The organism is Allobosea sp., from assembly GCF_017308015.1.
GTDB lineage: Bacteria > Pseudomonadota > Alphaproteobacteria > Rhizobiales > Beijerinckiaceae > Allobosea.
Genome location: NZ_JAFKFW010000002.1, coordinates 20,690 through 47,235 on the forward strand (window position 1 = coordinate 20,690; position 26,546 = coordinate 47,235).

At 65.5% G+C, this 26,546-nt stretch carries 22 protein-coding genes and 1 tRNA gene; 4 read left to right on the forward strand and 19 right to left on the reverse strand.

Going from position 1 to position 26,546, the window contains the following annotated elements:
* Positions 1-34 precede the first annotated feature (34 nt).
* Together J0I42_RS00090 and J0I42_RS00095 are read right to left on the reverse strand one after the other, a co-directional pair.
* Complete coding sequence (locus J0I42_RS00090) at positions 35-1,219, reverse strand: MalY/PatB family protein (RefSeq protein ID WP_291651558.1); 1,185 nt, start codon at positions 1,217-1,219, stop codon at positions 35-37.
* A gap of 154 nt (positions 1,220-1,373) precedes the next feature.
* Entirely contained in the window at positions 1,374-2,534 is a 1,161-nt protein-coding gene (locus J0I42_RS00095; protein ID WP_291651560.1) for an amidohydrolase/deacetylase family metallohydrolase, read from the reverse strand.
* Positions 2,535-2,611: 77 nt separating this feature from the next.
* On the opposite strand from J0I42_RS00095, the gene J0I42_RS00100 reads away from it, so the two are divergent.
* Positions 2,612-3,619 (forward strand): succinylglutamate desuccinylase/aspartoacylase family protein, encoded by a 1,008-nt coding sequence (locus J0I42_RS00100; protein ID WP_291651562.1) that lies wholly within the window; start codon positions 2,612-2,614, stop codon positions 3,617-3,619.
* 69 nt (positions 3,620-3,688) lie between these two features.
* Here the strand turns inward: J0I42_RS00100 and J0I42_RS00105 are convergent, their stop codons facing one another.
* From J0I42_RS00105 to J0I42_RS00145, 9 genes are all read right to left on the reverse strand, one after another.
* Positions 3,689-5,059, reverse strand: coding sequence for an ABC transporter substrate-binding protein (locus tag J0I42_RS00105; RefSeq protein ID WP_366509788.1), 1,371 nt, complete (start codon positions 5,057-5,059; stop codon positions 3,689-3,691).
* Complete coding sequence (locus J0I42_RS00110) at positions 5,056-5,901, reverse strand: carbohydrate ABC transporter permease (RefSeq protein WP_291651565.1); 846 nt, start codon at positions 5,899-5,901, stop codon at positions 5,056-5,058. Before J0I42_RS00110 ends, J0I42_RS00105 begins: the two co-directional genes overlap by 4 nt.
* Positions 5,902-5,905: 4 nt before the next feature.
* Positions 5,906-6,844, reverse strand: a complete 939-nt coding sequence (locus tag J0I42_RS00115) for a carbohydrate ABC transporter permease (protein ID WP_291651567.1) — start codon at positions 6,842-6,844, stop codon at positions 5,906-5,908.
* The gene (locus J0I42_RS00120; RefSeq protein WP_291651569.1) at positions 6,841-8,076 is read right to left on the reverse strand and encodes an aminotransferase class V-fold PLP-dependent enzyme; all 1,236 of its coding nucleotides are present in this window, start codon (positions 8,074-8,076) and stop codon (positions 6,841-6,843) included. Before J0I42_RS00120 ends, J0I42_RS00115 begins: the two co-directional genes overlap by 4 nt.
* The gene (locus J0I42_RS00125) at positions 8,073-9,107 is read right to left on the reverse strand and encodes a 1-aminocyclopropane-1-carboxylate deaminase/D-cysteine desulfhydrase (RefSeq protein WP_291651571.1); all 1,035 of its coding nucleotides are present in this window, start codon (positions 9,105-9,107) and stop codon (positions 8,073-8,075) included. Before J0I42_RS00125 ends, J0I42_RS00120 begins: the two co-directional genes overlap by 4 nt.
* Positions 9,104-10,609: a M81 family metallopeptidase gene (locus J0I42_RS00130; protein ID WP_291651574.1), complete on the reverse strand. Its 1,506-nt coding sequence runs from the start codon at positions 10,607-10,609 to the stop codon at positions 9,104-9,106. Before J0I42_RS00130 ends, J0I42_RS00125 begins: the two co-directional genes overlap by 4 nt.
* A gap of 111 nt (positions 10,610-10,720) precedes the next feature.
* Positions 10,721-11,707 (reverse strand): M14 family metallopeptidase, encoded by a 987-nt coding sequence (locus tag J0I42_RS00135; RefSeq protein WP_291651576.1) that lies wholly within the window; start codon positions 11,705-11,707, stop codon positions 10,721-10,723.
* A gap of 45 nt (positions 11,708-11,752) precedes the next feature.
* Positions 11,753-12,961: a mandelate racemase/muconate lactonizing enzyme family protein gene (locus J0I42_RS00140; protein ID WP_291651578.1), complete on the reverse strand. Its 1,209-nt coding sequence runs from the start codon at positions 12,959-12,961 to the stop codon at positions 11,753-11,755.
* Positions 12,962-13,000: 39 nt separating this feature from the next.
* A complete protein-coding gene (locus J0I42_RS00145) occupies positions 13,001-14,098 on the reverse strand; it encodes an ABC transporter ATP-binding protein (protein ID WP_291651580.1) in 1,098 nt (365 codons plus the stop codon).
* 233 nt (positions 14,099-14,331) lie between these two features.
* Here J0I42_RS00145 and J0I42_RS00150 point away from each other — a divergent pair, with 233 nt between their 5' ends.
* Positions 14,332-15,261 carry a dihydrodipicolinate synthase family protein gene (locus J0I42_RS00150; RefSeq protein ID WP_291651582.1) on the forward strand — a complete coding sequence of 310 codons (930 nt, stop codon included), beginning with the start codon at positions 14,332-14,334 and terminating at the stop codon, positions 15,259-15,261.
* A gap of 140 nt (positions 15,262-15,401) precedes the next feature.
* The gene (locus tag J0I42_RS00155) at positions 15,402-16,142 is read left to right on the forward strand and encodes a FadR/GntR family transcriptional regulator (RefSeq protein ID WP_291651584.1); all 741 of its coding nucleotides are present in this window, start codon (positions 15,402-15,404) and stop codon (positions 16,140-16,142) included.
* A 360-nt stretch (positions 16,143-16,502) separates the two neighbouring features.
* On the opposite strand, the gene J0I42_RS00160 is transcribed toward J0I42_RS00155, so the two are convergent.
* From J0I42_RS00160 to J0I42_RS00195, 8 genes are all read right to left on the reverse strand, one after another.
* Positions 16,503-16,577 (reverse strand) — tRNA-Glu (locus J0I42_RS00160).
* Positions 16,578-16,679: 102 nt separating this feature from the next.
* On the reverse strand, positions 16,680-18,482 hold the full coding sequence (recJ, locus tag J0I42_RS00165; protein WP_291651586.1) for a single-stranded-DNA-specific exonuclease RecJ: 1,803 nt from the start codon (positions 18,480-18,482) through the stop codon (positions 16,680-16,682).
* 234 nt (positions 18,483-18,716) lie between these two features.
* Complete coding sequence (gene glpX, locus J0I42_RS00170; RefSeq protein WP_291651589.1) at positions 18,717-19,715, reverse strand: class II fructose-bisphosphatase; 999 nt, start codon at positions 19,713-19,715, stop codon at positions 18,717-18,719.
* A 109-nt stretch (positions 19,716-19,824) separates the two neighbouring features.
* Positions 19,825-21,168 (reverse strand): homoserine dehydrogenase, encoded by a 1,344-nt coding sequence (locus tag J0I42_RS00175; protein ID WP_291652635.1) that lies wholly within the window; start codon positions 21,166-21,168, stop codon positions 19,825-19,827.
* Between the two features lie 78 nt (positions 21,169-21,246).
* On the reverse strand, positions 21,247-22,065 hold the full coding sequence (locus J0I42_RS00180; RefSeq protein ID WP_291651591.1) for a class I SAM-dependent methyltransferase: 819 nt from the start codon (positions 22,063-22,065) through the stop codon (positions 21,247-21,249).
* Between the two features lie 81 nt (positions 22,066-22,146).
* Positions 22,147-22,578: a hypothetical protein gene (locus J0I42_RS00185; RefSeq protein ID WP_291651593.1), complete on the reverse strand. Its 432-nt coding sequence runs from the start codon at positions 22,576-22,578 to the stop codon at positions 22,147-22,149.
* 256 nt (positions 22,579-22,834) lie between these two features.
* A complete protein-coding gene (locus J0I42_RS00190) occupies positions 22,835-24,055 on the reverse strand; it encodes an LL-diaminopimelate aminotransferase (protein ID WP_291651595.1) in 1,221 nt (406 codons plus the stop codon).
* A gap of 183 nt (positions 24,056-24,238) precedes the next feature.
* Complete coding sequence (locus tag J0I42_RS00195; protein WP_291651597.1) at positions 24,239-24,601, reverse strand: hypothetical protein; 363 nt, start codon at positions 24,599-24,601, stop codon at positions 24,239-24,241.
* 115 nt (positions 24,602-24,716) lie between these two features.
* Here J0I42_RS00195 and phaC point away from each other — a divergent pair, with 115 nt between their 5' ends.
* Positions 24,717-26,537: a class I poly(R)-hydroxyalkanoic acid synthase gene (gene phaC, locus J0I42_RS00200; RefSeq protein ID WP_291651599.1), complete on the forward strand. Its 1,821-nt coding sequence runs from the start codon at positions 24,717-24,719 to the stop codon at positions 26,535-26,537.
* Positions 26,538-26,546: the final 9 nt, after the last annotated feature.

Sequence of the window (26,546 nt, forward strand, 5' to 3'; positions counted from 1 at the left end):
CGCGCGGCTTTGTCCCGTTCGGGACCTGCCCCCGCTATTGCAGATCTGCGAAGGCGAGCTTCAGGCGCTCTACCGCTTCCGCCACCACGTCACGCGGGGTCGCGAGGTTGAAGCGCAGGAAGCTCTCGCCGCCCTTGCCGAAGCTCGGTCCGTGATTGACGGCGATCCTGGCCTGTTTTTCGATACGGGCGGTGAATTCGGCCGGCGCCATACCCGTCCCCGAGAAATCCGCCCAGGCAAGATAGGTCGATTCAAGCGGCATCGAGCGCACGCCCGGAATCGCATCGATACCGGCATCGAACAGACGGCGGTTGCCATCGAGATAGAGATTCAGCGCATCGACCCAGGCCGCGCCTTCCGGGCTGTAGGCTGCCGTGGCCATCGCCATGCCGAAGGAATTCGGAGAGATGCCGAGCGCCTCCATTCGCGCGCGGAACCGCGTCCGCAGCCGCTCGTCGGGAATGATGACATTGCCGATATGAGCGCCGGCGATGTTGAAGGTCTTGGTCGCCGCCGTCATCATGACCAGCCGGTCCATCACTTCGGGCGCCGCGACCGGCATCACCGTATGCTTCTGGCCGGGCATGACGAGGTCGTGGTGTATCTCGTCCGAGACCAGGATGAGGTCGTGGCGCTTGCAGAAATCGGCGATCGCGCGCAATTCGTCGCGCGTCCAGACCCTGCCGCCTGGATTATGCGGCGAGCAGAGGATGAACATGCGTTCGTTGCCGGTCATTGCGGCATCCCAGGCAGGAATGTCGAGGAGATAGCGCTCTTCCTCCAGCGTGAGCGGACATTCGACGACCTGCCGGCCCGACGCCGCGACGATGCGGGCGAAAGCGTGGTAGACCGGCGTCATCAGGACAACGCCATCGCCAGGCTTGGTATAGGCTTCGACGCAGAGCGCGGTGCCGTTGACCAGACCGTGCGTGGTGAAGATCGAGTCGGGCGAGACATCCCAGCCGTGCCGGTTCGACATCCACCAGCGGATCGCCGCGAGATAGGCCCGGTCGTCGCCGAAATAGCCGTAGATGCCATGTGCGGTCATGCCGTCGAGGGCGGCCTGCACGCAGGAAGGCGGACGGAAATCCATATCCGCGACCCACATCGCGATGCCGCCATCGGCCGGCACGCCATAGACGGCTTCCATCTTGTCCCATTTGGCAGAATGGGTGCCGCGGCGATCGATCCGCTCGTCGAAATTCGGAGAAAGCTGCATGAGGCCCTGCCGGCTAACACGGAGAATATTCTTCTCCTAGCAGGTCTCTCGGGAGAAGACAGCCGCTGCCGGACGCAATGCTGGAGCACGAACAATGCATTCGTCGCCAACCGCCGGGGGGCAGCACAACCCGCGTAACGTGTGCCTGATCGACTTATTCGGCGAAGTAGCGCATGCGCCTGCCGCCGCCGGCGGGCAGAAGCCGGCCGCCGAGCACGGTGGCTGCCGCGACGAGCAGCCGTTCCCCGGTGCGCTGCTTCCCATAGCTGTCGGTGAAGATGAAGCGGCCTTCGAGCTGCTCCAACACGCTGACATCGGCGCGCGCGCCCACCCTGAGCGTGCCAATCTCGCCTTCGAGGCCGAGCACGCGGGCGGGGCGGGTCGTCGACATCTCGACCACCCTTTCTATTGGAACACCGAGCATCAGGAACTTGCTCATCGTCGTCGGCATGTCGAATACCGGTCCGTGGAGATTATCCCTGTGAACGTCGGTGCTGATCGTCGTCGGCTCCAGCCCGTCTGCAAGCGCGGCGTCGGCGATCTCCCAGTTGAAGCTTCCCTGCCCATGGCCGACATCGAAGACGACGCCGCGCTCGCTTGCCGCGCGCACCCCTTCGAAAATGCGGTTGCGGTCGTCGGTGATCCGCGTCGAGCCACCCTTCAGGCAATGGGTCAGCACATCGCCGGGGGCCAGTTCCGCGACGATCTCGGGAATCGACATCGGGCATTCACCGATATGGACCATCAGCCAGGTGTTCGACGCGCGCGCGGCCGCGATGGCGTCGCGAAGATTGGCCCAACCATCCGCGCCCTTGCCGATGATATGCGCCCCGGCGCGGATCTTCACGCCCACCGCCACGCCGGGGTGGCGCGCGATCGTGCGGACCACGCCTTCGGGATCGGCATAGCGCCTGTCCATCAATTCGCCGAGCTCGGCGGCAACCAAGCCCGCGCGCGACAGGTTGACCAACGCGAGCACGCGGCATTGCGCCCTGTCGATGCAGTCCCGCCGGAAGGCGTCGAAATTGTTCGATCCGGCCGAGCCGGTGTCCAGCATCGTGGTCACGCCGCCGCCGAGGCAAAGCTGGTCGGCATCCAGCCCGAGCGGAACATGCGTGTAGACATGCACATGCAGGTCGATCAGCCCGGGCGTGACGAGGCTGCCACGCGCATCGATCGTTATGGCACCGCCCGCCCCTGCTCCGGGCTCCAGCAGCGCCGCGATCCGGCCGTTCCCGATCGCCACGTCGAGAGGTCTCGCGATTCCCTGCGACGGGTCGATGACCTGGCCGCCCCGGATCAGGATGTCGTACATACCCCACCATGATTTGACAGGTTGTCTTACAAAGATAACATGCCTCCCCGCTCGGGCCAAGGGAGGCGTGCCGGCTCATGACGCAGATCGTCGCCACGGTGGATTTTGCGAAGGAAGGCAAACAGGTCGGCTGGCTCAGGGTGCCCCACTCTGTCACCCGCAGCGCCTATGGCATCGTGCCGGTGCCGATCGCCGTGCTGCGCAACGGCCCCGGGCCGGCGATCCTGCTGACGGCCGGCACCCATGGCGACGAGTATGAAGGACAGGTGGTTCTGACCCGGCTGATCCAGCAGCTTCAGCCTGAGGAGATGCGCGGCCTCCTGATCGTCATGCCAGCGCTCAATGCGCCGGCCGCGATCGCCGGCAGTCGCGTCAGCCCGCTCGACGAAGGCAATCTCAACCGCGCCTTTCCGGGCGACCCGGATGGCGGACCGACCTGGAAGATCGCGGATTATGTTGGCAACCATCTGGTGCCGATGGTCGATGTCGTCGGCGACTTCCACGGCGGCGGCGCGAGCCTTGCCTATCGCCCGCATGCCAGCACGCATTTTTCACCGGATAGCGGCACGGAACTGCGCGAGCGCAGCCTGGCCGCGGTCAAAGCGCTCGGCATCCCGCATGTGATGATCTTCGAGAGCCGGAGCGCCGCCGGCGGCATGTCGGCCGCAACCCGCAAGCATGGCAAGATCTATCTCAACGGCGAATATGGCGGCACGGCTTCCGTTTCGCGCGAAAGCGTGGCGCTGGTCGACCAGGCGGTCCGGCGGCTGCTGGCTTTCTTCGGCACGAGGAACGACCGTTTCGAGCCGCTGCCGGAGCCAGAGGTGCTCTCAGTTTTCGGCACCGAAGCCTATGTGTATGCGAGCGATCCGGGCGTATTCGTCCCGGCCGTCCGCCTTGGCGACACCGTCAGGAAGGGCGATCTCTGCGGTCATCTCTATTTCCCTGAGACGCCCGAGCGAGCGGCGGTCGAGATGGTCTTCGAGGGCTCGGGCGACGTGGTCTGCCAGCGCCATCCGGCACGCGTCGAGCGCGGCGATTGCCTTGCGCATCTGGCACGGCCCGTAATGTCGCCGGCGCGGTGAAGCTCCGACGAGAAGCCGGGGTCCGCGAAGGACCCCGGCTCAGAATTGCCTATTGCCGGCGATTTCGCGTCAGGTCGGCTGGCCGACGCGCTTGAAGATATCGACCATGGTCTTGTGGGCGTCGGCGACGGCCTTCTCGGCCTCCTTGCCCTTGATCAGCATGTTCTGCACTTCTTCCACGATGATGCTGCGCGTGACCACCTCGCTCAGCGCCGGGGTGAGAAGGCCCGGAAAGAAGGGCGATACGCCGGTCTTGGCCGCCGCCAAGAGGCCGGTGAAGGCCGGCTTGCTGCTCCAGAACGGATCGTTGAGCAGTTCCGGGTAGACGGGCAGATAGCGGCCGCCGGCCTCGGCGATGAAGCGGTTATAGTTCTCAGGCTTCATGAAATGGGCGATCAGGCCCATCGCCAGTTCCTTGTCAGGCGCTTTGTCGAAGGCACAATAATGGTCGATCTCGACCGTGCTGAAGCGCCCGGCGGGCCCGCCGGGCGGAATGTCGAGCACCGTATTGTCCAGGAACGGGCTCTTGTCGGTGATGAGGCTGGAATAGATGCTGGTCGGATTCAGCACATAGGCCACCTGGCCGGACTGGAAAGCCTTGTTGTTGCCGGAATTGTCCCAGCTCACCGCGCCGCGCGGAATGATCTTGTCCTCGTTGTACATCCGGTTGATGAGCTTGAAGCCCGCGACGGCGGCGTCGCTCTGGAAGGCCGGCCTATTCTGCTTGTCGATCAACGTGCCGCCATAGGCGTTTACGACCGACATCACGTCGAGCAAACTGTCATAAGGGGCAAGGCCGAGCGCCATTCCAAAAGAATAGAACGGCGGCTTCGTGATTTTCCTGGAGGCCTCGATGAAACCTTCCCAAGTATTTGGAAGAGAATTATAGCCAGCCTCCTTGAACTTGTCGATTCTCACATGGGCTGCATTGGCCACGATGCCCATCGGCGCACCACGGATTCCGCCATTAATCGTAGCGAGCGGCATCGAATTCTCGTTGATTCCGCCCTTCTGAGCCTTCATGCCGTCTATGACCGGTTTGAGATCGAGCAGGTGCCCGTCCGTTCCCCATTTGACGATGTTGGATTCGTTGCCGCGCGTAACGTCAGGCGGCGCACCGACCTCGAGCGCCGCCGCGATGCGCTTGGCGACCTCGCCGCCCGGCACCTTCTCGATGCGCACGTCGCTGTCCTTCAGCCCTTTGGAGCGGGCATACTCCATGGTCTGCTCGACGAGCAGATCATCGGCGGTCTTGTTGAAGTTGGGCTGCAACCAGAAGACCAGCTTCGCCTCCCGGGCGCTGGCCCGGCGCGTCGTCATGAAACTCGCCGAAAGGCCGGCCACGGCTGCAGCACCAAACTTCGTGACCTGGCGACGCGAATATTTCTTCTCAGTCATCCCCTTGTCCTTTCCGTCGTGGTTATGGTGATAGACCGTCATCCCTTCACCGCCCCGAGCGTCAGGCCGGTGATCAGGAATCGTTGGAACAGGAAGTAGACGACGAGCGGCGGGATGGCGCTGATCAGCGTCGACGCCATCATCGGCCCCCAGAAGAAGACATCCTCCACGATGAAGTTCGGAATGCCCGTCGGGATCGTGCGCACGTCCACGTCTGCGACCAACACCGAGGCGTAGATGAACTCGTTCCACGAGAGCGTGAAGGAGAAGAAGGCCACCGCCGCGAGCGCCGGCAAGGTCAGCGGCAGAACGATGCGGAACAGGACGCCGAGGCGGCTGCAGCCATCGATCATCGCACTTTCCTCGAGCTCGATCGGGATCGACATGAAATAGCCCATCAAGAGCCAGGTGCAGAAGGGAACCGAAAAGCCGAGATAGGAGAAAACCAGCCCTTCCAGCGTGTTTTCCAGCCCGATGGAGCGGATGATCACCAGGAGCGGAATGAACAGCAGCGAGCTCGGCATCAGGTAGGTGTAGACGAGGCCCTGCGCGAACAGCTTGCGCCCCGGAAACTTGAGCCGCGTCAGGGCATAAGCGCCGAGCGAGGCGATGACCAGCGACAGAAGCGTGGTCGCGGTCGCAACGATCAGGCTGTTGCGGAAATAGGTCGGGAAGTTGGTTTCCCTGAGCAGGACGACGTAGTTCTCCAGCGTCGGCTGCACAGGCAGCAGCCCCGCCTTGGGTCCGAAGATCTCGGACTGGTGCTTCAGCGAGGTCGAGACCATCCAGAACAACGGCGCCAGCGTCCACAGGATCAGAACGACGAGCAGCCCGCCTCCGATCGCTCGCGACAACCGTCTTGAAGCTTCCTGCGAGAGCTGCATCGCGTCAGCCTCCGTCCTTGCGCAGCAACCTGCGGGTCAGGATGACGATGAAGACCACCAGGAACGGGAAAAGCACCATGTTGACGGCCGATCCCAGCCCCATCCGGCTGGCCTGGATCGCCACGTTGAAGCTCTCGTTCGGGATGATCTGCGTCAGATTGGCCGGCGCGCCGTTGGTCATGATGTTCACGACGACGATGCTGGTCGAGGTAAAGACGGTCGACAGCATCACGGTGATCGTAAAGACCGTGCTCATCGAGGGCACGGTGATGTGCCAGAACTTGCGGATCTGGCCAGCGCCGTCGATCTCGGCGGCCTCGTAGAGTTCCTTCGGTATCGCCTGCAACCCGGCAAGGAAATGCATGGTGTAGAAGGGAGTGCCATTCCACACCACCACGGCGATCACCGCCCACATCGCGTATTTCGGCTCCGCCAGCCAGGCGACGCCATGGTCCAGCAGGCCGAGCCGGATCAGCAGGATGTTCAGCAGGCCGTTGAACTCGTCATAGACCCACAGCCAGACCAGCGAGGCAATAACTGTCGGCACCGCCCAGGGGATGAAGAGGATGGTGCGGTAGATATTGTTGAAACGGCGCGGCTGGTTGAGCACCAGCGCCGAGGCCAGCCCGATGATGAATTTGATCAGGACGCCGAAGCCCGTGTAGTAAACGGTATTGTACAGGATCTGCAGGAAATCGGCGCTGGAAAACAGCTCGATGTAATTGTTGAGCCCGATGAAGCGGGCCGGAATGCCCGGTCTTTTGTCCTGGAAGCTCAGCACCAGCGCATAGATGAACGGATAAAGCACCACGCTGACCAGCACGACGATGGTCGGCAGCAGGAACAGCACGGCCAGCGTCCGCACATCATTCGAGATGTATTCCCACCGACTCGGCGGGCGAGGCGGAATGTGGAAATCGTCACTGGCGGCGGCCTCTGTCACCTCTGCTCCTCCATCCCGCTGTCGGGCCAGCGAGCCAGCGCGCTGCCGCGCTCGGCCTTCCATTCCTGGACGGTGGTTCGCGGGCCGTTTGCGGCGCGCGCTGCCGCCGCCCTGAGGCAATCGCCGACAATCGGCAGCTCGCCGTCGCGCATCGAACGGATGTCGATCACGAAGCTGCCATGCTCGATCTGATGAGTCCGCACCCTGACGGGCGGCGTGCCGTTTTCGAGTGCCCGCACCATGTCGACCGCCTGGAAGCCGGCCTCAGGTCCGACGCTGAGGCGCAGCCGGTCGAACGGGTTCCCCGTCGGGTCAGGGTCGATCTCCGCCACGATCCCGCGCATTCCCGCAAGCTGGTCGCGCAGTCGCAGCAGCGTTGCGCGCAAGCCCGCCTGCACCGTCTTCCGGTCCTCGGCCATATAGAGACTGAGAGCAGCCAGCGCTGCGGCGATGCCTTCCTTGCCGACCTTCATCGGCCGCGCGATGCCCTGGCTCTGGAGGAAGGCTGCGCGCACCAGCGCCTTGCGCCCCGCCACGATGCCGGCCGTTGCCCCGCCGAGAAATTTGTGGGCGCTGTGGATGGTGATGTCCGCGCCGGCGGCGAGATAGCCATGGATGTCGTATTCGGCCGCGAGATCGACGATCACCGGCACGTCACGCGCATGGCAGATGCGCACGAAATCCGCGAACGGGAGCTGCCCGTCCGGCGCGCAATGATGGCTGACGACGTAGAGGGCGGCTGCAGTATCCGGGCCGATCGCCGCGGCAAGCTGCCCCGCCGAGACCTGATTGACCGCGCCGACCGTGACCGCCCTGGCGCCGGTGAGCCGGATATCCTGCTCGACGGGGTGTCCGTAGTCGACGAGATGGCCGGTCTGGATGACGACCTCGTTTTTCAACCCTTGCGTGTCGGGCAGGCGGCCAATGACGGCAGGCTGGTCGCCGGTCATCGCGCCGGCGATCGCCATGCAGATACCGGCGGCGCTGCAGGCCGAGACGAAGCCGGCTTCCGCACCCGTTGCCGCGGCGATCGCCCGGCTGGCGGCCGCCTGCAACTCGACCATGTCGACGCCGAAGCCGAGGATTTCGGCAGCAGCCACGATCGCCTCCGGCCGCGCATTGATGCCGCCGAGGGTGGTGAGCGTGCCGGTGAGGTTGATCACCGGCTCGACGCCCAGCCTTTCGCGGATGTCGCCGCCCTGTTGTTCCGGGGCGCGTGCCATCGCCGTCATGCCGTTCTCCTTGCCAATGCGCCCTTCTCCCCTCGGCCCGCGAGGTCCGCGCCATGGGTGAAGATCGCCGGCCCGCCACCGGTGTTGACATAGACGACGGTGGCGCCGCGCTGGATCGCCCCGCTCGCAGCCTGATCGCAGATCGCCAGCGCCACGTTGGCGTTGTAGACCGGGTCGACCGTCATCCCGTGCAGCCGGGCGAAGTGCCGCACGGCTTCGGCGCCGCGCGGCGTGAGCTGGCCGTAGCCGGCCGCGATGTAGTCATCCACGATCGTCAGATCGTCCCGGGCGAGCCGTGTCGACAGGCCGAGCCGCTTCGCCGCGCGCTCCGCCTGCCACTCGATCGCCATGAGCAGCGGGGCCGCAGCAGAGGCGGAGCTGACGCCGACCACGCGCCCTGGCACTCCCAGATGCTTGAGGCCGAGCGCGAGCCCCGCGACTGTCATGCCCGCGCCAGCGGCAATGAACACCGCATCGGGCGTCTCGCCGATCGCACGCAACTGGCTGTCGAGCTCCTCGGCCGCCTCGACATAGGCGATCGTCGCGTCGACGCCGTAGTCGAGATGCCGGTCCAGGATGGCAGCGCGGCGGCCGGCCCGCTCCAGCTCGCCGCGCACCTCTTCCTGCACGGCGAGGATCGCCTCGGCGGTGAGGCCCGGCTCGATCTCGCGCACATCGGCTCCCAGAATGTCGAAAAGCAGGCGATTGCCTTGCGGCACGGCCTCAGGGTCCTGTTGTGCCGGGATCATGAGCACCGCTTCCATGCCGCAACGCGCGGCGGCTGCGGCGATGTCGCGCAACTTGTTCGACTGTGCGGCCGCATGGGCGATCAGCGTATCCACACCCTTGTCGCGCAGCGAGCCCAGCGCGAATTCGAGCAATCTCGTCTTGTTGCCGCCCACGCAAAGGCCGCTGAAATCCTCGCGCTTGACGAGAAGGTTGATACCGAGGGCTTCCGACAACAGCGGCGCCTTTTCGAGCGGCGTCGGCAGATGGGCGAAATGAACGCGCGGTTGCCCCTGGCAAATCATGCGGCCGCCCCTTTCCAACGGGCGAAGACCTCCACCCGGGGCTCGAACCGCACGTCGGGATCGAGCGGGAACATCGGTCGGGGGCAGATCGTGTGACCGAGCCTTTTCAGGTTCGCCGAGGTCGCACCGGGAATGTCGGGCACGTAGTTCTTGCGGGTGAAGGTGAAGTAACGCCACACCGCACCGGGCGATTTCACCACCGTGATATGGGCCTCCTTCGGATCGAGGCCGTGGGCGAGGAACACCGCGCGATCCATCAGGAAGACCGCGCGCGAAAGAACGACGATACGGATGTTCCGATGCCGCAGCACGGCCGTCGGCCCGGCATGAGCCGGCATGCCGGAGACCTCATAGATGAACTCGCCGTCGCCCAGCCGCTCGACCTCCACCTCGATCGTGATGGGCGGGAAGCGCGCGGGGTCGATGGTGCCGCCAATGGCGAGGGTGAGCCGGGCGCCGGGACCCGCCTGATGCGCCTGCCCGGCGGCCGGCGCATCGACGATCGGGATCAGCGCCTCGCCCGCGTAGCCGGCCGCGACCAACTTGGCGAGAATGGAATTGCTGTCGCCCGAGGCGCCGCTGCTCGGCGCGTCGGCAGCATCGGTAAAGGTCAGCGGGCCGGGCCGCGCCATGGCGTCGGCAATCGCGGCGTCCGGCTCGTCGAGCTCGGCCACCATCGCCTCATGATGTCGCCAGAACATCGCGGCGAGTTCGTCGGCCAGCTTTCGCGCCCCCTCCTCGTCACCGTCGGTGACGACCAGCGCCTGCGAGCCGAGCTCGGGCGCATCGGTGAACGGGTTGCCGATCAGCACCGCCGCGGACAGCGCCTCGCCGCTCTCTTCCATGGCCTTGGCCCGGTCGATGATCCGGCCGTAGAGACCAGTGGCGGTGAAGAGTTCCGGCCCGCGCACCAGCGCCGGCATGAAGATCCTGGCCATCACCGGGCGCGCGCCGTCGTCGAGGATGCGGGCGAGCAGCCGTGCCGCCCTGCGGCCGGTGCCGGTGAAGTCGTTATGCGGATATGTATGGAAGACGGCGGCCGCGTCGCAATTGCGCAGCATGCGCGCTGTAACGACCCCATGCAGATCCAGCGAGATCACGATAGGGACATCAGGCCCGACGATGCCGCGCACGCCCTCCAGCAGCGCCCCTTCCGGATCGGCTTCGTTCAGCGCACCCATGGCGCCATGGAGCGAGACATAGACTGCCGACAGATCCTGGGCATTCTCCCTGACGGCTTCGAGCAGCTCGTGCCGGATACGATCGAATCCGTCTGCCGAGAGCGGTCCGGCGCTGCACGCCGAAGCGGCATAGGCCGGCACCAGCTCCAGATCGGGCCTGCGCCCGAGCACGTCGAGAAAGCCATGGATGCAACTGTCGGCCCCGGCATGGGCCTTGAAGACGTCCGGGCCGCGCAGGATCGTGAAATCCGCATACTGGCTCGCAAGCGGATTGAACGAGGAAATCTCCTGTTCACACCCCGTGACGAGCACCCTGCGCATCGCCCGCTTCCTCCCGTCAGACATATTGTTTGACAACTTTACATAAAACCACGTCAAGCCCTCGTCAATAGCTTCGGGCGGGCTGCCCGAAGGACAGGCCTCCGGCAGAGATCAACCTTCCGCATCACGGACGACCCAGTAGAGCACGTCCCCCGCCGCGACGCCGCTGCGGGCCGCCCGGCCCGCAATCAGGCCCGAAGCGGGAAAATGCAGCGTCCGGGGCGCCTCGAAAGGCTGGTCGCGCGGAATGATCTGCCCAGCGGGCTCTCCTTCCTCCACCTCGTCCCAGAGCCCGCGGAAAGGGATGAAGATGCCGTCGCTGTCGGACAACATCTCGGCCTGGTGCCCCCATTTGCGCGTGAAGCGAGTGGCGTGACGAGGCCGCCCCGGCGCCGGCGGGGCTGGCAACATCTCGAGATGCGCGAGCGTGTTGCGGATGCCGAAATAGCAGTTGGCCAGCGAGGCCGGGGAAACCGGATGTCCGCCGCCCGACTCGCTACCGATCACGAGCAGCCCACGCTCATGGGCGCAGCCGGCAGCGGTGGCGCGGTTCGCCCCCAGCCGAAGCTCGACGCAAAGCGGCGCGTTGAAGGAAAGGTGCGCCGCCGTGATGCGCGCGCGCTCGGCCGCGTCGTCGGTGTGGTGGGACATCGACATCGGGATCAGTTCCAGCGCGTCACCTCCCGTATGGCAGTCCATCAGCACGTCGCTGGCCGGGAGCACAGAGTCGGCAAGCCAGGCCACGATGCGCTCGGTGATGGTGCCTTGCCGATCACCCGGCCAGACCCGGTTCATGTTCTTGCCGTCGATAGGGCTCGTCCGCGAGCGGTTCTGAAGGGCTGGCGGGTTGATGGCCGGCAGGATGAGCAACCGCCCTTCGACCGCCGCAGGATCGAGCTCGCGCGCGAGTTGCCCCATCACGGTCGGACCTTCGTATTCATCGCCGTGGTTGCCGCCCCACAAACTAACGGCGGGGCCCTTTCCATTCGCGATCACGCAGACCGGCAGCGCGATCTCGCTGCGGCCTTGAAATGGCTCATCGAGCGGGAAGACGACGCGACCGACCTGCTTACCTGCCCCGGCAAGGTCGATTTCCACCCTTGGCTCGTACCCCATATTCCCCTCCGCCGGTCATGCGGCCCCTCATGGCGCGAAGTAGCGCTGGCGCCTGAAGCGGCTCTGGACATAGACGTGCTCGTCCCAACTGCCCGGCTCATAAGCGCCGTCATCTGGGTGCCCCGGCACGGAGACATTGCCGAGGCTGGGGTGCCGCGCGACGATGGCCTCGTCGATCTCGACGCCGAGCCCCGGCCGGTCCGGAACCTCGATATGCCCGTCCACGACCTTCGGCACCGGCCAAATCACCTGATCGCGCACGGCGACATCGTCCTCGATCCGCTCGAGGATGAGCGCGTTCGGGATAGCTGCCAGAAGGTGCAGCGCCGCATACTCGCCCACGGGGCCGAGCGAACCCGAATGAGGCGCCATCGAGATGAAATGCGCTTCGGCCATGGCTGCGATCTTGCGCATCTGGGTGATGCCGCCGGCACGGCCCGTATCGGGCTGGATGACGTCCACCAGCTCCTGCTCGATCAACTCGCGTTCGCCCCAGATCGTGGCGAGCCTCTCGCCGGCCGCGATCGGGATCGCCACCGCGTCCTGGACCCGCTTCAACCCATTGCGATTCTCGGGCGCCACCGGGTCCTCGAAGAAGAGCAGCTTGAAGGGCTCGAGCGCCCGGCCAAGCAGGATCGCGTCCTTCGTCGTGAGCCAGGGCGGCCCATGCATGTCGACCATCAGGTCGACGTCGTCGCCAACGGCCTCGCGGATCGCCGCCACCCGCTCCACCGGATTGGAAAGCCCGCCGGTCTTGATGGCGGTGAAGCCGCGCCCCACCAGTTCCCGCGCGCGCTCCGGCGTTCCGGCATGGCCATAGACCCGGATGCGCTCCCGCACCTTGCCGCCGAGCAGGTTCCAGACCGGCGTGCCCAGCGCCTTGCCCTTGATGTCCCACAGCGCCATGTCGATGCCGGTCATGGCGCCCGCGCCCACGGTGCCGAGCATGCCATGGCCCATCATCGCGCCCATCATGCGCCCCCACAGGCGCTCGATATGGGTCGGGTCCTGCCCGACCAGCAGCGGCGCGAGATCCCGGACCGCCGTCTCCACGATGCGCGGCCAGCCGCTGCATTCGCCGATTCCGACGATGCCGGCATCGGTATGGACTTTCACGAACAGCCAGTTGCGCGCGGCCCACACGCTCCCGCTCTGGGCAGTCGGGTTGGTGGCGATGCTGGTGGTAGGCGGTCCGCCCGCATGCATCAGCAGCGTTTCAATCGCAGTGATCTTCATGGCGCCGGTCCCTGCACGCCTGCCGCTCGGCCCCAACGCTCAGACAATGTCGTCGGTCCGCGGGTCGATCAGGTGCATGTTCGACATGTCTGCGGTGAACGCCATCCTGTCGCCGGGCGGACGGACGGATTGCGGCGCCGCGCGAGCCGAAATCTCCGCGCCGCCGATCTCTAGATAGACCATGGTGTCGATGCCCATCGGTTCCAGCACCTGCACCGTCTCATCGAAATCGATCTGCTCGCCGTGCACATGCGCGCGCCTCTCGGTGATGTGCTCGGGCCTGATTCCGAACAGCATCGGCCTGTCGGCGAACTCCGCATAGCGCTTCGTCCGGCTGACCGGGATGTCGAGAACGAGCGTGTCCGACAACCGAACACCGAGATGGCCGCCGCGCCTCTCGATGGTGCAGGGCACGATGTTCATCGCTGGCGAGCCGATGAAGCCGGCGACGAACCTCGTCTTCGGCCGGTCGTACATCTCCTGCGGCGTGCCCACCTGCTCGATCCTGCCAGCATTCATGACCACGATACGGTCGGCCAACGTCATCGCCTCGACCTGATCGTGCGTGACGTAGATCACGGTGGTCTTGATGCGCTGATGCAGCCGCTTGATCTGGGTGCGCATCTGCACGCGCAGCTTGGCATCGAGGTTGGAAAGCGGCTCGTCGAAGAGAAAAGCCTGCGGGTTGCGCACGATCGAGCGCCCCATGGCGACGCGCTGGCGCTGCCCGCCCGACAACTGCTTGGGCCGCCGCTGCAGCAGCTCGGTGATGTTGAGGATTTCCGCCGCCTGCGTGACGCGCTCGTGAATGACCTCCTTCGGCAGCCGCTTGAGGCGCAGGCCGAAGGACATGTTCTGATAGACGGTCATATGCGGGTAGAGCGCATAGTTCTGGAAGACCATGGCGATGTCGCGGTCTTTCGGCTGGTCCTTGTTGACCAGCCTGTCGCCGATCACGACCTCGCCCGAAGTGATGTCCTCGAGCCCGGCGATCATGCGCAAGGTTGTGCTTTTGCCGCATCCCGAGGGCCCGACGAGCGCGACGAACTCGTTATGGGCGATCTCCAGATTGATGCCGCAGACGACCTCGTTGTCGTCGAAGATCTTCCTGAGATCCTTCAGCAATATCCTCGCCATGCGGCCGCCCCTCTGCCTGTTCGCCCCTCTGCCCACCCGCAAGTGGCACCGGCCGCGCTAGGGCCGAGAGTCGGCAAATAGATGTTGTAAGTCAAGATGACGTATTCTAACTTGGCGGCCGAGTACCTACCTGTCAATGGGCTGGAAGGCGCCTGCTGGAAAGCCCGCTCGCCGGCTCCCTCCGCTGCGCATGAAGACGCGCACGCGCAGCGGCGGATTTTGAGGAGGATGGAATGCGAGAGACGCTTAGCGGGCCGGCCGACTGGCAGAAATCCGTCATTGCCGTGCCGCCCATGGCGCGCACGCCGGATCTGGATTTCGCGCCCGAAGCGAACCGGAACCTGATCCGCCACCTCGAGCAGGCGGGCATCTCGATCATAATGTGCGGCGGCAACGCCAATTTTTACAACATTGCCATTTCCGAGTATGAAGGCATCCTCGATTTCCTGGCCGAGACCGTCGCCGCCGACACTTGGGTGATTCCCGCGATCGGTCCTGCCTTCGGAGCGATCCGCGACCAGGTGACGATCCTTGGGCGCAAGCGGTTCCCAACCGCCATGGTGCTTCCGGCCACAGCGAACATGTCTTCCGTGGGGATCGAGCGTTCGATCCGCTATGCGGCGGACAAGCTGGGTCAGCCGCTGGTCGTCTACGCCAAGGCCGAGAACTATCTCAGTGTCGAACAAATCGCGGCGCTGTACCGCGACGGCTGCATCCTCTTCGTCAAATATGCCATCGTCAGGAACGATCCCGAGACCGACGATTTCCTGACACGGCTGATCGGGGCGATCGGCGCGGAGCGGATCGTGAGCGGCATCGGCGAACGGCCGGCACTGGCGCATTTCCGCAAATTCGGACTCAAGGCGTTCACGACGGGATCGGGATCGGTCGCACCCGCATCCTCGATGCGCCTTCTGCGCAAGCTCAAGGCGAAGGACTACGCGGCGGCCGAGGAAATCCGGCAGGGCTTCCTCCCTCTCGAGAACCTGCGTGACGGATATGGGCCGGCCGAGATCCTCCATGCAGCGGTGACCCTTGCGGGCGTGGCCGACATGGGACCCGTCATGCCGCTGGTGAGCGAGATTCCGGCCATGCTGGTGCCAGAGGTCTCGGCGGCGGCCAGGAAGCTGCTCACAGGAGAAGCGAATGCGGCCCATGCCTGATGCCGGCGCCGCGGCCTTGGGTCACAGCCCCGTTGCTCCGACCCGCCAGCGGTTCCACCCGGCTCACGAAATATGCCATTGAATGACCGCAGGACACCACAGATCGCCAAGAGGCAGCAAAAGGGAGGTGAGGTCTGGCGATGAGCAAGCCGATGGAGCCACCCGCGCAAGGCGGCCGCCCGGTGATGCGGCAGCAGGCGAAGCTGAGCGATCAGGTCTACGAGGTCGTCCTGACCGATATCGTCAAGGGGCGCTATCCGGAAGGCTCGAAGCTCCCTACCGAGACGATGCTAGCCAATGAATTCTCCGTCTCCCGGCCGGTAGTGCGCGAGGCGCTGGCGCGGCTGCGCGACGATGGGCTGATCCAGCCCCGCCAGGGCGCCGGAAGCTTCGTCATCAAGCGGCCCGGCAGCGCCTTGCTCCGTTTCGCGCCGATCGGCAGCATCGCCGACATTCAGCGCTGCTTCGAATTCCGCATCGCGCTCGAGCCGATGGCTGCGAGCCTGGCCGCCACGCGCCGCGACAAGGCAATGCTGCACGTGATCCGCGACATCGTGAAGGTGCAGGATGAGGCTGCCGCCGGCGGCGTGGTCGACGTCGATTCTGATTTCCTGTTCCACAAGGCCGTGGCCGACGCCTCCGGCAACAGCTATTTTTCGACGACGCTTCAGTCGCTGGAAGAATCGATGAAGACGGCCATGCTGCTCAACCGCCAGCTCTCGCTGCAAAGTCCCAGGCAGAAGCTCCATCTCCGCCAGGCCGAGCACAAGATGATCCTCGAGGCGATCGCGGCGAGCGATGCCGATGCGGCCTATGAGGCCATGCGCAATCACATCGACGTCGCCCGACGGCGCGTCTTTGACGGGGAAGTGGCGATCTGACACGCCGCAATTGGTCGCGCCGCAGCTGGCCCGGAAACGCGACGCGCCATTCAAGGTAAAATTGCGACCACTCGTTGAAGTGCGCCGCCTGAGGCGGACCTGGTGATGGCGGGCAATTGACCGGGGAGCCGAGCTTTCGAAGGTTGAAAGCCCGAGTTCGACATCGTTGCCGCCGCACCGAGTGCAAGCGCCAGGTACCGCAGGATTCACGCTTCATCGGCCAAGTCTGCAAAACTGGCCGACTACGCTTCGCGATCGGCCAGCAGCCCGGCAAATCGAAGGGCCTCCTGGCGACGATCGCCGGGGCCCAACCTTAGGTTATCGTTCGATTTTCAAACGCTTGGCTCACCCTGGAAAAGGTGGCGCGGTCTACGAGAATCGAACCCGTCTTCCCAGCGTGAAAGGCTGGTGTCCTAACCGATAGACGAAGACCGCTTTGCCGCGAACCGCTGAGGTTCGTGCCGAAGCGGGGCGAGGTATAGTGGCAGGCCCGCCGCTCCGCAAGCTCCTGTTCACAAGAAAATAGCCGGCAGCGCCTCAGGCCGGCCGGGCGAGGTCGAGGATGCGCAATTCCACCGTTTCCCGGCCGCCCCAGCGATTAAGCGAGAGCGTCGCGGCGAGGTGCACCATCTCCCCGCGCGCGGCGAACAAGGCCTGGCCGAGCGGCTCCTGCGCTGCCCGGAAAGCGATTCCCCCGATGCTGGCCCCGTCGCCCGAACGAAGCTTGATGCGGACATGACCACCCGTGCCGATCTCGACGGCGTCGGTCAGGCGATGCGCCGGAAAGACGAAGACCGGTTCCGGGCTGCCCGAACCGAATGGGCCGGCCTTCTCGATCTCGGCGAGGAGGCGGGGGCTGGCACCGCCGGCGCTCAGCGCGGCATCGACCAGTAGTGCTTCGGCCTCGCCGACGGCGGCGACCTCGCGCAGCAGATAGTCGTTGAGGAAGCCGTGGAAGCCGCTGGCCTGGCCGGCCGCCAGCGTCACGCCCGCCGCCATGGCGTGACCGCCGCCCTTGACCGCATGGCCGGCCTCGACGGCGGCGCGCACGGCGCGGCCGAGATCGACGCTCGCAACCGAACGGCCAGAGCCCGTCGCTCCGCCCTCCCCGTTCAGCGCCAGCGCAAAGGCGGGACGGCGAAAGCGCTCCTTGAGCCGGGCCGCGACCAAGCCGACGATGCCAGGATGCCAATCGGGGCTGCCGGCGAGCAGAACCGGCATCTCGGCCATGCCGGCAAGCTCGTGTTCTGCCTGCGAGACCGCCTCCAGCACGGCAAGGCGTTCGATCTCCTGGCGCTCCTGATTGAAGCGATTGAGCTCTGTCGCGACGGTCCGGGCCTCGACCTCGTCCTCGGTCAGGAGCAGGCGCGCACCCAGCGCGGCATCGCCGATGCGCCCGCCGGCATTGATGCGCGGCCCCAGCAGGAAGCCGAGATGCCAGGGCTGGATCGGCCCATCGAGGCCGGAAACATCCATCAGCGCGGCCAGGCCCGGTCGCGTGCGGCTGCGCATCATCGCCAGCCCCTGCCGCACGAAGGCGCGGTTGAGCCCCTGCAAGGGCACGACATCGGCAACGGTTGCCAGCGCGACGAGGTCGAGCGCCGCCAGCAGATCGGGCTCGCCGTCGCGCGCTGCCCAATGCCCCCCCCGACGCAGCGCCCGGCTGGTCGCAACCAGCGCCAGGAAGACGACACCGGCTGCACAGAGATGGCCGAGGCCGGAGAGGTCGTCCTGCCGGTTCGGATTGACCAGCGCCTCGACGGCCGGCAGCCGCTCCGGTGCCTGATGGTGGTCGAGCACGACGACATCGAGGCCGAGCCGGCGCGCTTCGGCGAGCGGTTCCTCACTGGTCGTCCCGCAATCGACCGTGACGAGCAAGGTCGCTCCCTCGCCCGCCAGCATGCGGATGGCTTCGCTATTGGGGCCATAGCCCTCGATCAGGCGGTCGGGAATATGGATGCGCGGGCGAGCACCAGCCTGAGTCAGGAAGCCCGCCAGCAGAGCCGAGGAGCAGGCGCCGTCGACGTCATAATCGCCGAAGATCGCGACGCGCTCGCCCCTTGCACCCGCCTGTGCCAGCCGCGCGGCGGCGGCTTCCATGTCGGTAAGGACGTCGGGATCAGGCAGGACGTCCCGCAATTTCGGTTCGAGGAAGCGGGTCGCGTCCGCGGGCTCGACGCCGCGCGCAGCGAGCAGGCGAGCGAGGATGTCGGGCAGACCCTGCTGCTGGCTCAGCGCCTCGGCCCGCCCGAGGCCGGCGATGTCGAGCCGGTCGCGCCAGGGGCGGCCGAGCGCCGAACGGGTCACGCCGAGAAAGGCACGGGGCAGGATCAGACTCATGATGCAACCGACGTCGCGCAAGCGGCCGGCGAGGTCAACCGATGCCGAGTGCGCAAGGTCGAGACCGATCGCCATAGGCGCCGCTGTGCAGCGCCGTCGTACCCGACCTGCCCCGGGCCTCTCTCCGCGCAGCAGGCTCCCGAACCTGGCCCGCTGTTCCCCGGGCGGTCCCGAGAATGACACCTGTAGGCGCATCCGGGCGCAGGCTTCCCCGCGCCCGCAATGCTGTCCAGCTCAGTCGAGCTGGAACTTCGAGAACTCGCGATGCTCGCCATAGATGCGGCGGACCGTGCCGGTGATCGAGCGATAGACCAGCGTCTCGGTCTCGATCACGTCCCTGCCGAAGCGCACGCCCGAAAGCATGCCGCCATCGGTGACGCCGGTGGCGCAGACGATGACGTCGCCCGAGGCCATTTCCGACATGTCGTATTTCTTGTTCGGGTCCTTGACGCCCATGCCGGCCGCACGCACGCGCTTCTCCTCGGTGTCGAGGATGAGGCGGCCCTGCATCTGACCGCCAACGCAGCGCAAAGCCGCGGCAGCGAGCACGCCTTCCGGCGCACCGCCGATGCCGAGATAGAGGTCGATGCCGGTCTTCTCGGGCTGGGTGCAGAAGATTACGCCGGCGACGTCGCCGTCGGTGATCAGACGAATCGAGCAGCCGGTCTTGCGGACTTCCTCGATCAGCTTGGCGTGGCGAGGGCGGTCCATGATCAGCGTCGAGATCTCGCTCGGCTTCACGCCCTTGGCCTTGGCCAGCGCGTTGATGTTGTCGGCCGGCGAGGCATCGAGATCGATGACGCCCTGCGGATAGCCGGGGCCGATCGCGATCTTGTCCATGTAGACGTCGGGGGCGTAGAGCAGGCTGCCGGCGCCGGCCATCGCCATCACGGCGATAGAGCCAGGCATATCCTTGGCGCAGAGCGTGGTGCCCTCGAGCGGATCGACCGCGATATGCACCTTCGGGCCCTGCTTGTTGCCGACCTTCTCGCCGATGAAGAGCATCGGCGCCTCGTCGCGCTCGCCCTCGCCGATGACGATCTCGCCATCGATCGGCAGGCGGTTCAGCTCGCGGCGCATCGCATCGACCGCGGCCTGGTCGGCCGCCTTCTCGTTGCCGTGGCCACGCAGGCGGGCCGCTGCGACGGCGGCGCGCTCGGTGACGCGCACGAGCTCCATCGAAAGATAGCGCTCGATGATCTGGTCGGGGGAGATGCGGAGATCGACGGACATGAAATTTTAGTCCCCTTGCAATGAGATTGGCAGGTATGGCCGCCAGAGCCGGATGGTGTCAGAGCGGGATTGGCGCAAAAAACCGGTTCCCACTTTTTCGCATCCTGCCCTATGCCTGTTCCCGCTCTATGCGGATAACTTGCGGCGGTTCCGCGACATGACCGTCGGCGGTGACCTTTTCCAGCGCCGCGCGGATCGCGGTCTCGCTGGTGGCATAGGTGATGAGCACGACCGGAACCGGAGCGCCGGAGCGCCCTTCGGGGTCACGCGTCACGGCCTCGGGCGAGCGACGCTGGACAATGCTTTCCAGGGAGATTTCGGCTTCGGCCATGCGGGTGGCGATGGCGGCGGCGGCGCCGGGGCGGTCGGCGACGGCTAGGCGGACATAATAGCCGCCTTCATGACGCTGCATCGGCGCACGCTTCGGCTCTTCAAGGCGTCCGACCGGCACACCGAAGGGCAAGCCGGCGGTGCCGCGCGCGACGTCGGCGATATCGGCGACGACAGCAGAGGCGGTGGGATCGCCGCCGGCCCCGGGACCGACGAGCGTGATCTCGCGCACTGCGTCGGCATCGACCGAGACCGCATTGAGCACGCCCATCACCTGCGCGATGGCCGAGGATTTCGGCACCATCGTCGGATGCACGCGCTGCTCGATCCCGGTCTTGGTGCGCTCGGCGACGCCGAGCAGCTTGATGCGGTAGCCGAGATCGTCGGCCATCTTGAGGTCGAGCGGCGTGATCGCGGAAATGCCTTCGACATGAATCGCTTCGGCGTCGATCTTCGTACCGAAGGCGAGACTCGTCAGGATCGCGAGCTTATGGGCGGTGTCGAAGCCCTCGACGTCGAAGGTCGGGTCTGCTTCCGCATAGCCGAGACGCTGGGCGTCCTTCAGGCAGGCCTCGAAGGTCAACCCCTCCTTCTCCATCCGGGAAAGGATATAATTGCAGGTGCCGTTGAGGATGCCGGAGATGCGAGTGACATTGTTGCCGGCCAACGCCTCGCGCAGCGTCTTCACGACCGGGATGCCGCCGGCCGAGGAGGCCTCGAAGGCCAGGGCCACGCCCTTGGTCTCGGCAAGGTCGGCAAGCGCAACGCCATGTGCCGCGAGCAACGCCTTGTTCGCGGTGACGACATGCTTGCCGGCGGACAGAGCCGCCTCGACCGCCGCCTTGGCCGAACCGTTGGAACCACCGATCAATTCGACGAAGCAGTCGATCTCATCCGATTTCGCCAGCGCGACCGGATCGTCGAACCAGGCAAGCCCGCCGAGATCGATGCCGCGGTCGCGGTTGCGGTCGCGTGCCGAGACCGCTGTGACCCTGATCGCGCGGCCGCAGCGTGCCGCCAACGCATTCTCCTGCCGACGCAGGATGCGCAGCGTGGAAGCGCCGACCGTGCCGAGGCCGGCAAGTCCGATGCGCAGGGGCTGGGAGGCAGGCGAAAGAGGCATGCTGGTCATGCGCGCGGCGTCGCATGAGGCGAGTTTCGTGTCAACGGAGAGCCACGCTCCGGCACTCCCGAAATCGCCTCAAGCCCCAGTCTTGCGGGCCGAAACCACGAAGGCGGAAAGAGCTCCGTCGAGCACGCCTGAACCGAAACGCTGCTCCAGCGCTTTCGTCACCGCCTCGGTGACGGCGCCGAGTTCCGGCGTGCCACGCGCTTCGATCTCGCCGCGCATCGGCGTGCCCTGACAGAGACCGATCGCGACATCGGCCGCAGAATCAGCGCGGGAACGCTTCTCGACCCGCTCTATCTCCGGCCGCGGAAAGCCGGCCGCCATGATGTCGAGCTCGATCGTGCCGGCGTCGTGATAGCCATGCGGCGTGCGTGCGAGGAAGCGGGGCGGATCGGCGGGAAAAAGTCTGGTCAACGCATCCAGCATCACCGCGGTGAAGTCGTTGCTCTCGACCGTGTCCCAGACATTGAACAGAAAGAGGCCGCCCGGCTTCAGAACGCGGCGCGCCTCGGCATAGCCCTTCGGCTTGTCCGGGAAGAACATCGCCCCGAACTGGCAGGCGACGACGTCGAAGCTCTCGGCCGCGAAGGGCAGGTCAAGCGCATCCGCCTGCCGGAAGACGAGCCTGTCGTCACCCGAGAAGCGCGCGGCGGCGATATCCAGCATCGCCGGGTTGAGATCGGTCGCGACGATGCTTTCGCCGTCGAGCCGCGCCACCATTTCCCGCGTCAGAGCTCCCGTTCCCGCCGCGATCTCGAGAATGCGCCTGGGCCTCCCGGCCATGACGCGAACAGCCAGGTCTTCGGCATAGGGTTTGAAGATCAGGGGTACGAGCAGCCGATCGTAGATCTGCGGAACGGCACCGGCGAAGACCTTGTCCGTCGCTTCCATGGCAGCACCTGTCGTTGCAGCCCCGTTCAGGATAGCCCAGCGGCTGACCCAACGAAACGACTTGTGCGAACCGGCGACGCCTCAGCCGAAATGGCAGACGACCTCGGCTGCGACGCGCTTCACCTTGCCGTCCTCGAAACCGAGATAGATGCGCAGCAGATTGGTGCCGAACGCGGTCGCCTTGATGGTGTGCAGCGCCTCGATCGTCGCGCCCTCGGAAACGGTGCTGTTTTCGACAGCGGGCGTCCAGAACCAGGGCTTTGGCGGGTCAATCGTGATTTCGGAGAGAGCCCGCTCGGCCTCCGCCCGGCCGGTACCGACCGGAATATAGCGGGTAACGATATCCGTCGCGTCGCGTGCACATTCGCGGCCATTGGTGACAGCCAGCACGTCCGAAACCAGGGCCGAGCGTGTCTGCGGGATACGGCCACGGGAATAGTCATAGGTCGCGACGAGGCTGATCAGCGCGAAGACGGCGAAAAAGACGCCGAGCAGACGGCCTTTGCGTGACATGGAAGCGAGCCTCGGGCGCAATGCGGAGCAATCCGTCCGCGTTGCATCGGTTCCCATGTTTTCGACGCGGGGTCCAGAGCCAGCGATGTCGCTGCCCGTGACGACCTCGAGCCGCTATCCCTGACAAGCGGCGAGACCGCGTCAATCCGGGTTCCATGCCAGAGCGCTTCCAACCAGGGTTCAGGAATGAACCCCGGGTCCGCGCTGTGCTCAGCCCGGGATGACCACCGTTCTGTCCCTGGAAGCGAGCGGGGCCCTACCCCGCCTTCGGCATCTGGATGACGTTGTGCAGCGTCGTGTCGGCGCCCTTGAGGAAGCGGCCGATATTGCGCGCGGCCTGACGGATGCGCTGCTCGTTCTCGACGATGGCGATGCGGACGAAGTCGTCGCCATGCTCGCCGAAGCCGATGCCCGGCGCGACCGCGACCTCGGCCTTCTCGATCAGCAGCTTCGAGAATTCCAGCGAGCCGAGATGGCGGAATTTTTCGGGGATCGCGACCCAGGCGAACATCGAGGCCTCCGGCGCCGGAAACTCCCAGCCGGCCTTGCCGAAGCTCTCGACCAGCGCGTCGCGGCGCTTGCGATAGGTCTCGCGCATCTCGCGGATGCAGTCGTCAGGGCCATTCAGCGCAGCCGCTGCCGCGACCTGGATCGGCGTATAGGCGCCGTAGTCGAGATAGGATTTCACCCGCGCCAGCGCCGCGAGCAGGCGCTCGTTGCCGACAGCGAAACCCATGCGCCAGCCAGCCATGGAGAAGGTCTTCGACATCGAGGTGAACTCGACCGCGACATCGATGGCGCCCGGCACCTGCAGCATCGAGGGCGGCGGATTGTTCTCGTCGAAATAGACCTCGGCATAGGCGAGGTCGGAAAGCAGGATCAGTTCGTGCTTCTTCGCGAAGGCGACGAGGTCGCGGTAGAAATCGAGCGAGGCGACATAGGCCGTCGGGTTGGCCGGGTAGCAGGTGACGAGCGCGATCGGCTTGGGCACCGAATGCATCATCGCCCGCTCCAGCGCCGGGAACATCGCCGGCGTCGGCTCGGCCGGAACGGAGCGAATCACGCCGCCCGCCATCAGGAAGCCGAAGGCGTGGATCGGGTAGCTCGGATTCGGCACCAGCACGACGTCGCCCGGCCCGGTGATGGCCTGCGCCATGTTGGCGAAGCCTTCCTTGGAGCCCAGGGTCGCGACGACCTGCGTCTCGGGATTGAGCTTCACGCCGAAGCGGCGCTCGTAGTAGTTCGCCTGGGCGCGGCGCAGGCCGCCGATGCCCTTCGAGGCGGAATAGCGATCGGTGCGCGGCTTGCCGGCGGTCTCGACCAGTTTCTCGATAACGTGCTTCGGCGCCGGCAGATCGGGATTGCCCATGCCGAGATCGATGATGTCGACGCCCTTGGCGCGCTCGGCTGCCTTGATCTTGTTGACCTGTTCGAAAACGTAGGGCGGCAGGCGCTTGATACGGTGGAAATCGGTCATATCGAACAGGTCCTCGGCCGCCCAGGGGCGGTGTCATGATTTCGCAGGGACTACATCCTTGCGCCGAGGGTGCTTAGCATCGCATCTTTCGCCACGACAGGCCTCATCACGCAATATTTTGCGATTTATGGGGCGAGCCGATCAGATCGCAGCCATCCTTGGGTTGACTGAAGGGCCTCGCGCTCAGTTCTGAGGAATCTTCGCGGGCTGCGGCGCCGGCGTGGCGCCGAGCGCCTTGGCGGTATTGCCGGCGGCCTCATTGGCCTTCTGCTTGGCCTCGAGCGCAGCCTCGATCTTCTTGTAGTCCTCGACCGGCTTGCGCGGGGCGGTCCGGGTCACCTTCGACCCGATGGGGACGTATTCGAGATCGGCCGGGCGGGTTTCCCTGACGAAAGCCTTCGATTCCTGCGGGGTCGTCGCGAGACCGGCCGCCTCGGCGACTCCCTTGAAGCCCTCGTCGCTGCCACAGCCGGCCAGCGCCGCGCCGACCACGACCAAGGCCGCCGGAATCAGAAGCAGCTTTTTGGCGAAGATTTCAGTCGGCATCGGGACATCCAGCGGTTGGCGATTTTGCTTGGTAAAGCACAGCGGCTGCGTCCTTAATAGGACCAAAATGGAGCGTCATGCGCTATCCTGCGACGACGGGGGGAAAGGGCGAGACATGAGCGGAAAAAGCGACAGGGCGAAGGACACCACCGGCCCGGCCGAGGCCACCGCTCCGGACTTCGACCAGTTCGCGCAGAATATGGGCCGGCTCGTCGAGGAATACGGCAAGATTACCGCCGCCTATCTGAAACCGCTCGAGCGTGGCGAGGCCAAGACCGGCCAGGCCGACGAAGCCAGCGACATGGTCAAGACGCTCGGACGCGTCGCCGAGCGCTGGGTCAACGACCCCTCCAAGATCATCGAGGCGCAGGCTTCACTGACCGGCGATTTCATGAACCTGTGGAGCACGGCGCTGAAGCGCGCCGGCGGCGAGGAAGTCGCCCCCGTGGCCGAGCCGGACAAGCGGGACGGCCGCTTCAAGGATCCCGACTGGACCAACCATCCGACCTTCGACTTCATCAAGCAGGCCTATCTGATCGGCTCGCGCTGGGCCGAGACGATGGTCGACAAGGCCGACGACCTCGACCCGCATACGCGCGAGAAGGCCCGCTTCTACATCAAGCAAATCGCCGGGGCCCTCTCGCCCACCAATTTCGTCGCCACCAACCCCGAATTGCTGCGCGAGACGCTGCAGCAGAACGGCGAGAATCTCGTGCGCGGCATGAAGATGTATGCCGAGGACGTCGAGGCCGGCGGCGGGGAGCTCAAGATCCGCCAGTCCGACGCGGGTTCCTTCGAGGTCGGCGTCAATATCGCGACGACGCCAGGCAAGGTCGTCTTCCGCAACGAGATCATCGAACTGATCCAGTACGCGCCTTCGACGCCGCAGGTGCTGAAGCGGCCGCTGCTGATCGTGCCGCCCTGGATCAACAAGTTCTACATCCTCGACCTCAACCCGGAGAAAAGCTTCATCCGGTGGTGCGTGGAACAGGGGCTGACGGTCTTCTGCATTTCCTGGGTCAATCCGGATGCGCGCCATGCCGCCAAGGATTTCGAGAGCTATATGCGCGAAGGCATCTTCGCCGCGCTCGACACGATCGAGGAAGCGACGGGAGAGAAGAAGGTCTCGGCGATCGGCTATTGCGTCGGCGGCACGCTGCTCGGCGTGACGCTCGCCTATATGGCGGCGATGCGCGACAAGCGCATCGAAAGCGCGACGTTCTTCACCACCCAGGTTGATTTTTCCGAGGCCGGCGAGCTCTCGGTCTTCGTCGACGAGGAGCAGATCCGCGCCATCGAGGAGCAGATGGCCCGGACCGGCTATCTCGATGGCGCTCGCATGGCGGGTGCCTTCAACATGCTCCGGCCGAACGATCTGATCTGGTCCTACGCGGTCAACAATTACCTGAAGGGCAAGGCGCCGACGCCCTTCGACCTGCTCTACTGGAATTCGGATTCGACGCGGATGCCGGCGGCGAACCACTCCTTCTATCTGCGCAACTGCTATCTCGACAACAAGCTTTCCAAAGGCGAGATGCGGATCGGCGGCAAGACGCTCGACCTCAAGCAGGTGACGATCCCGATCTACAACCTCGCGGCCCGCGAAGACCATATCGCGCCCGCGCAATCGGTCTTCAACGGCTCGCAATGCTTCGGCGGGCCGGTCGAGCATGTCGTCGCCGGATCGGGCCATATCGCCGGCGTCGTCAACCCGCCGGCCAAGCTGAAGTACCAGTATTGGACCGGTGCTCCGGCCAAGGGCCGCTACGGCGACTGGCTGGCGAAAGCCGAAGAGCATCCGGGCTCATGGTGGCCGCACTGGTTCGGCTGGCTGGAGGCCCAGGCGCCGAAGAAGGTCCCTGCCCGCGAACCGGGCGGCGGCAAACTCAAGGCGCTGGCCGACGCACCCGGGACCTATGTGAAGATGAAGGCCTGAGCCTTCGGC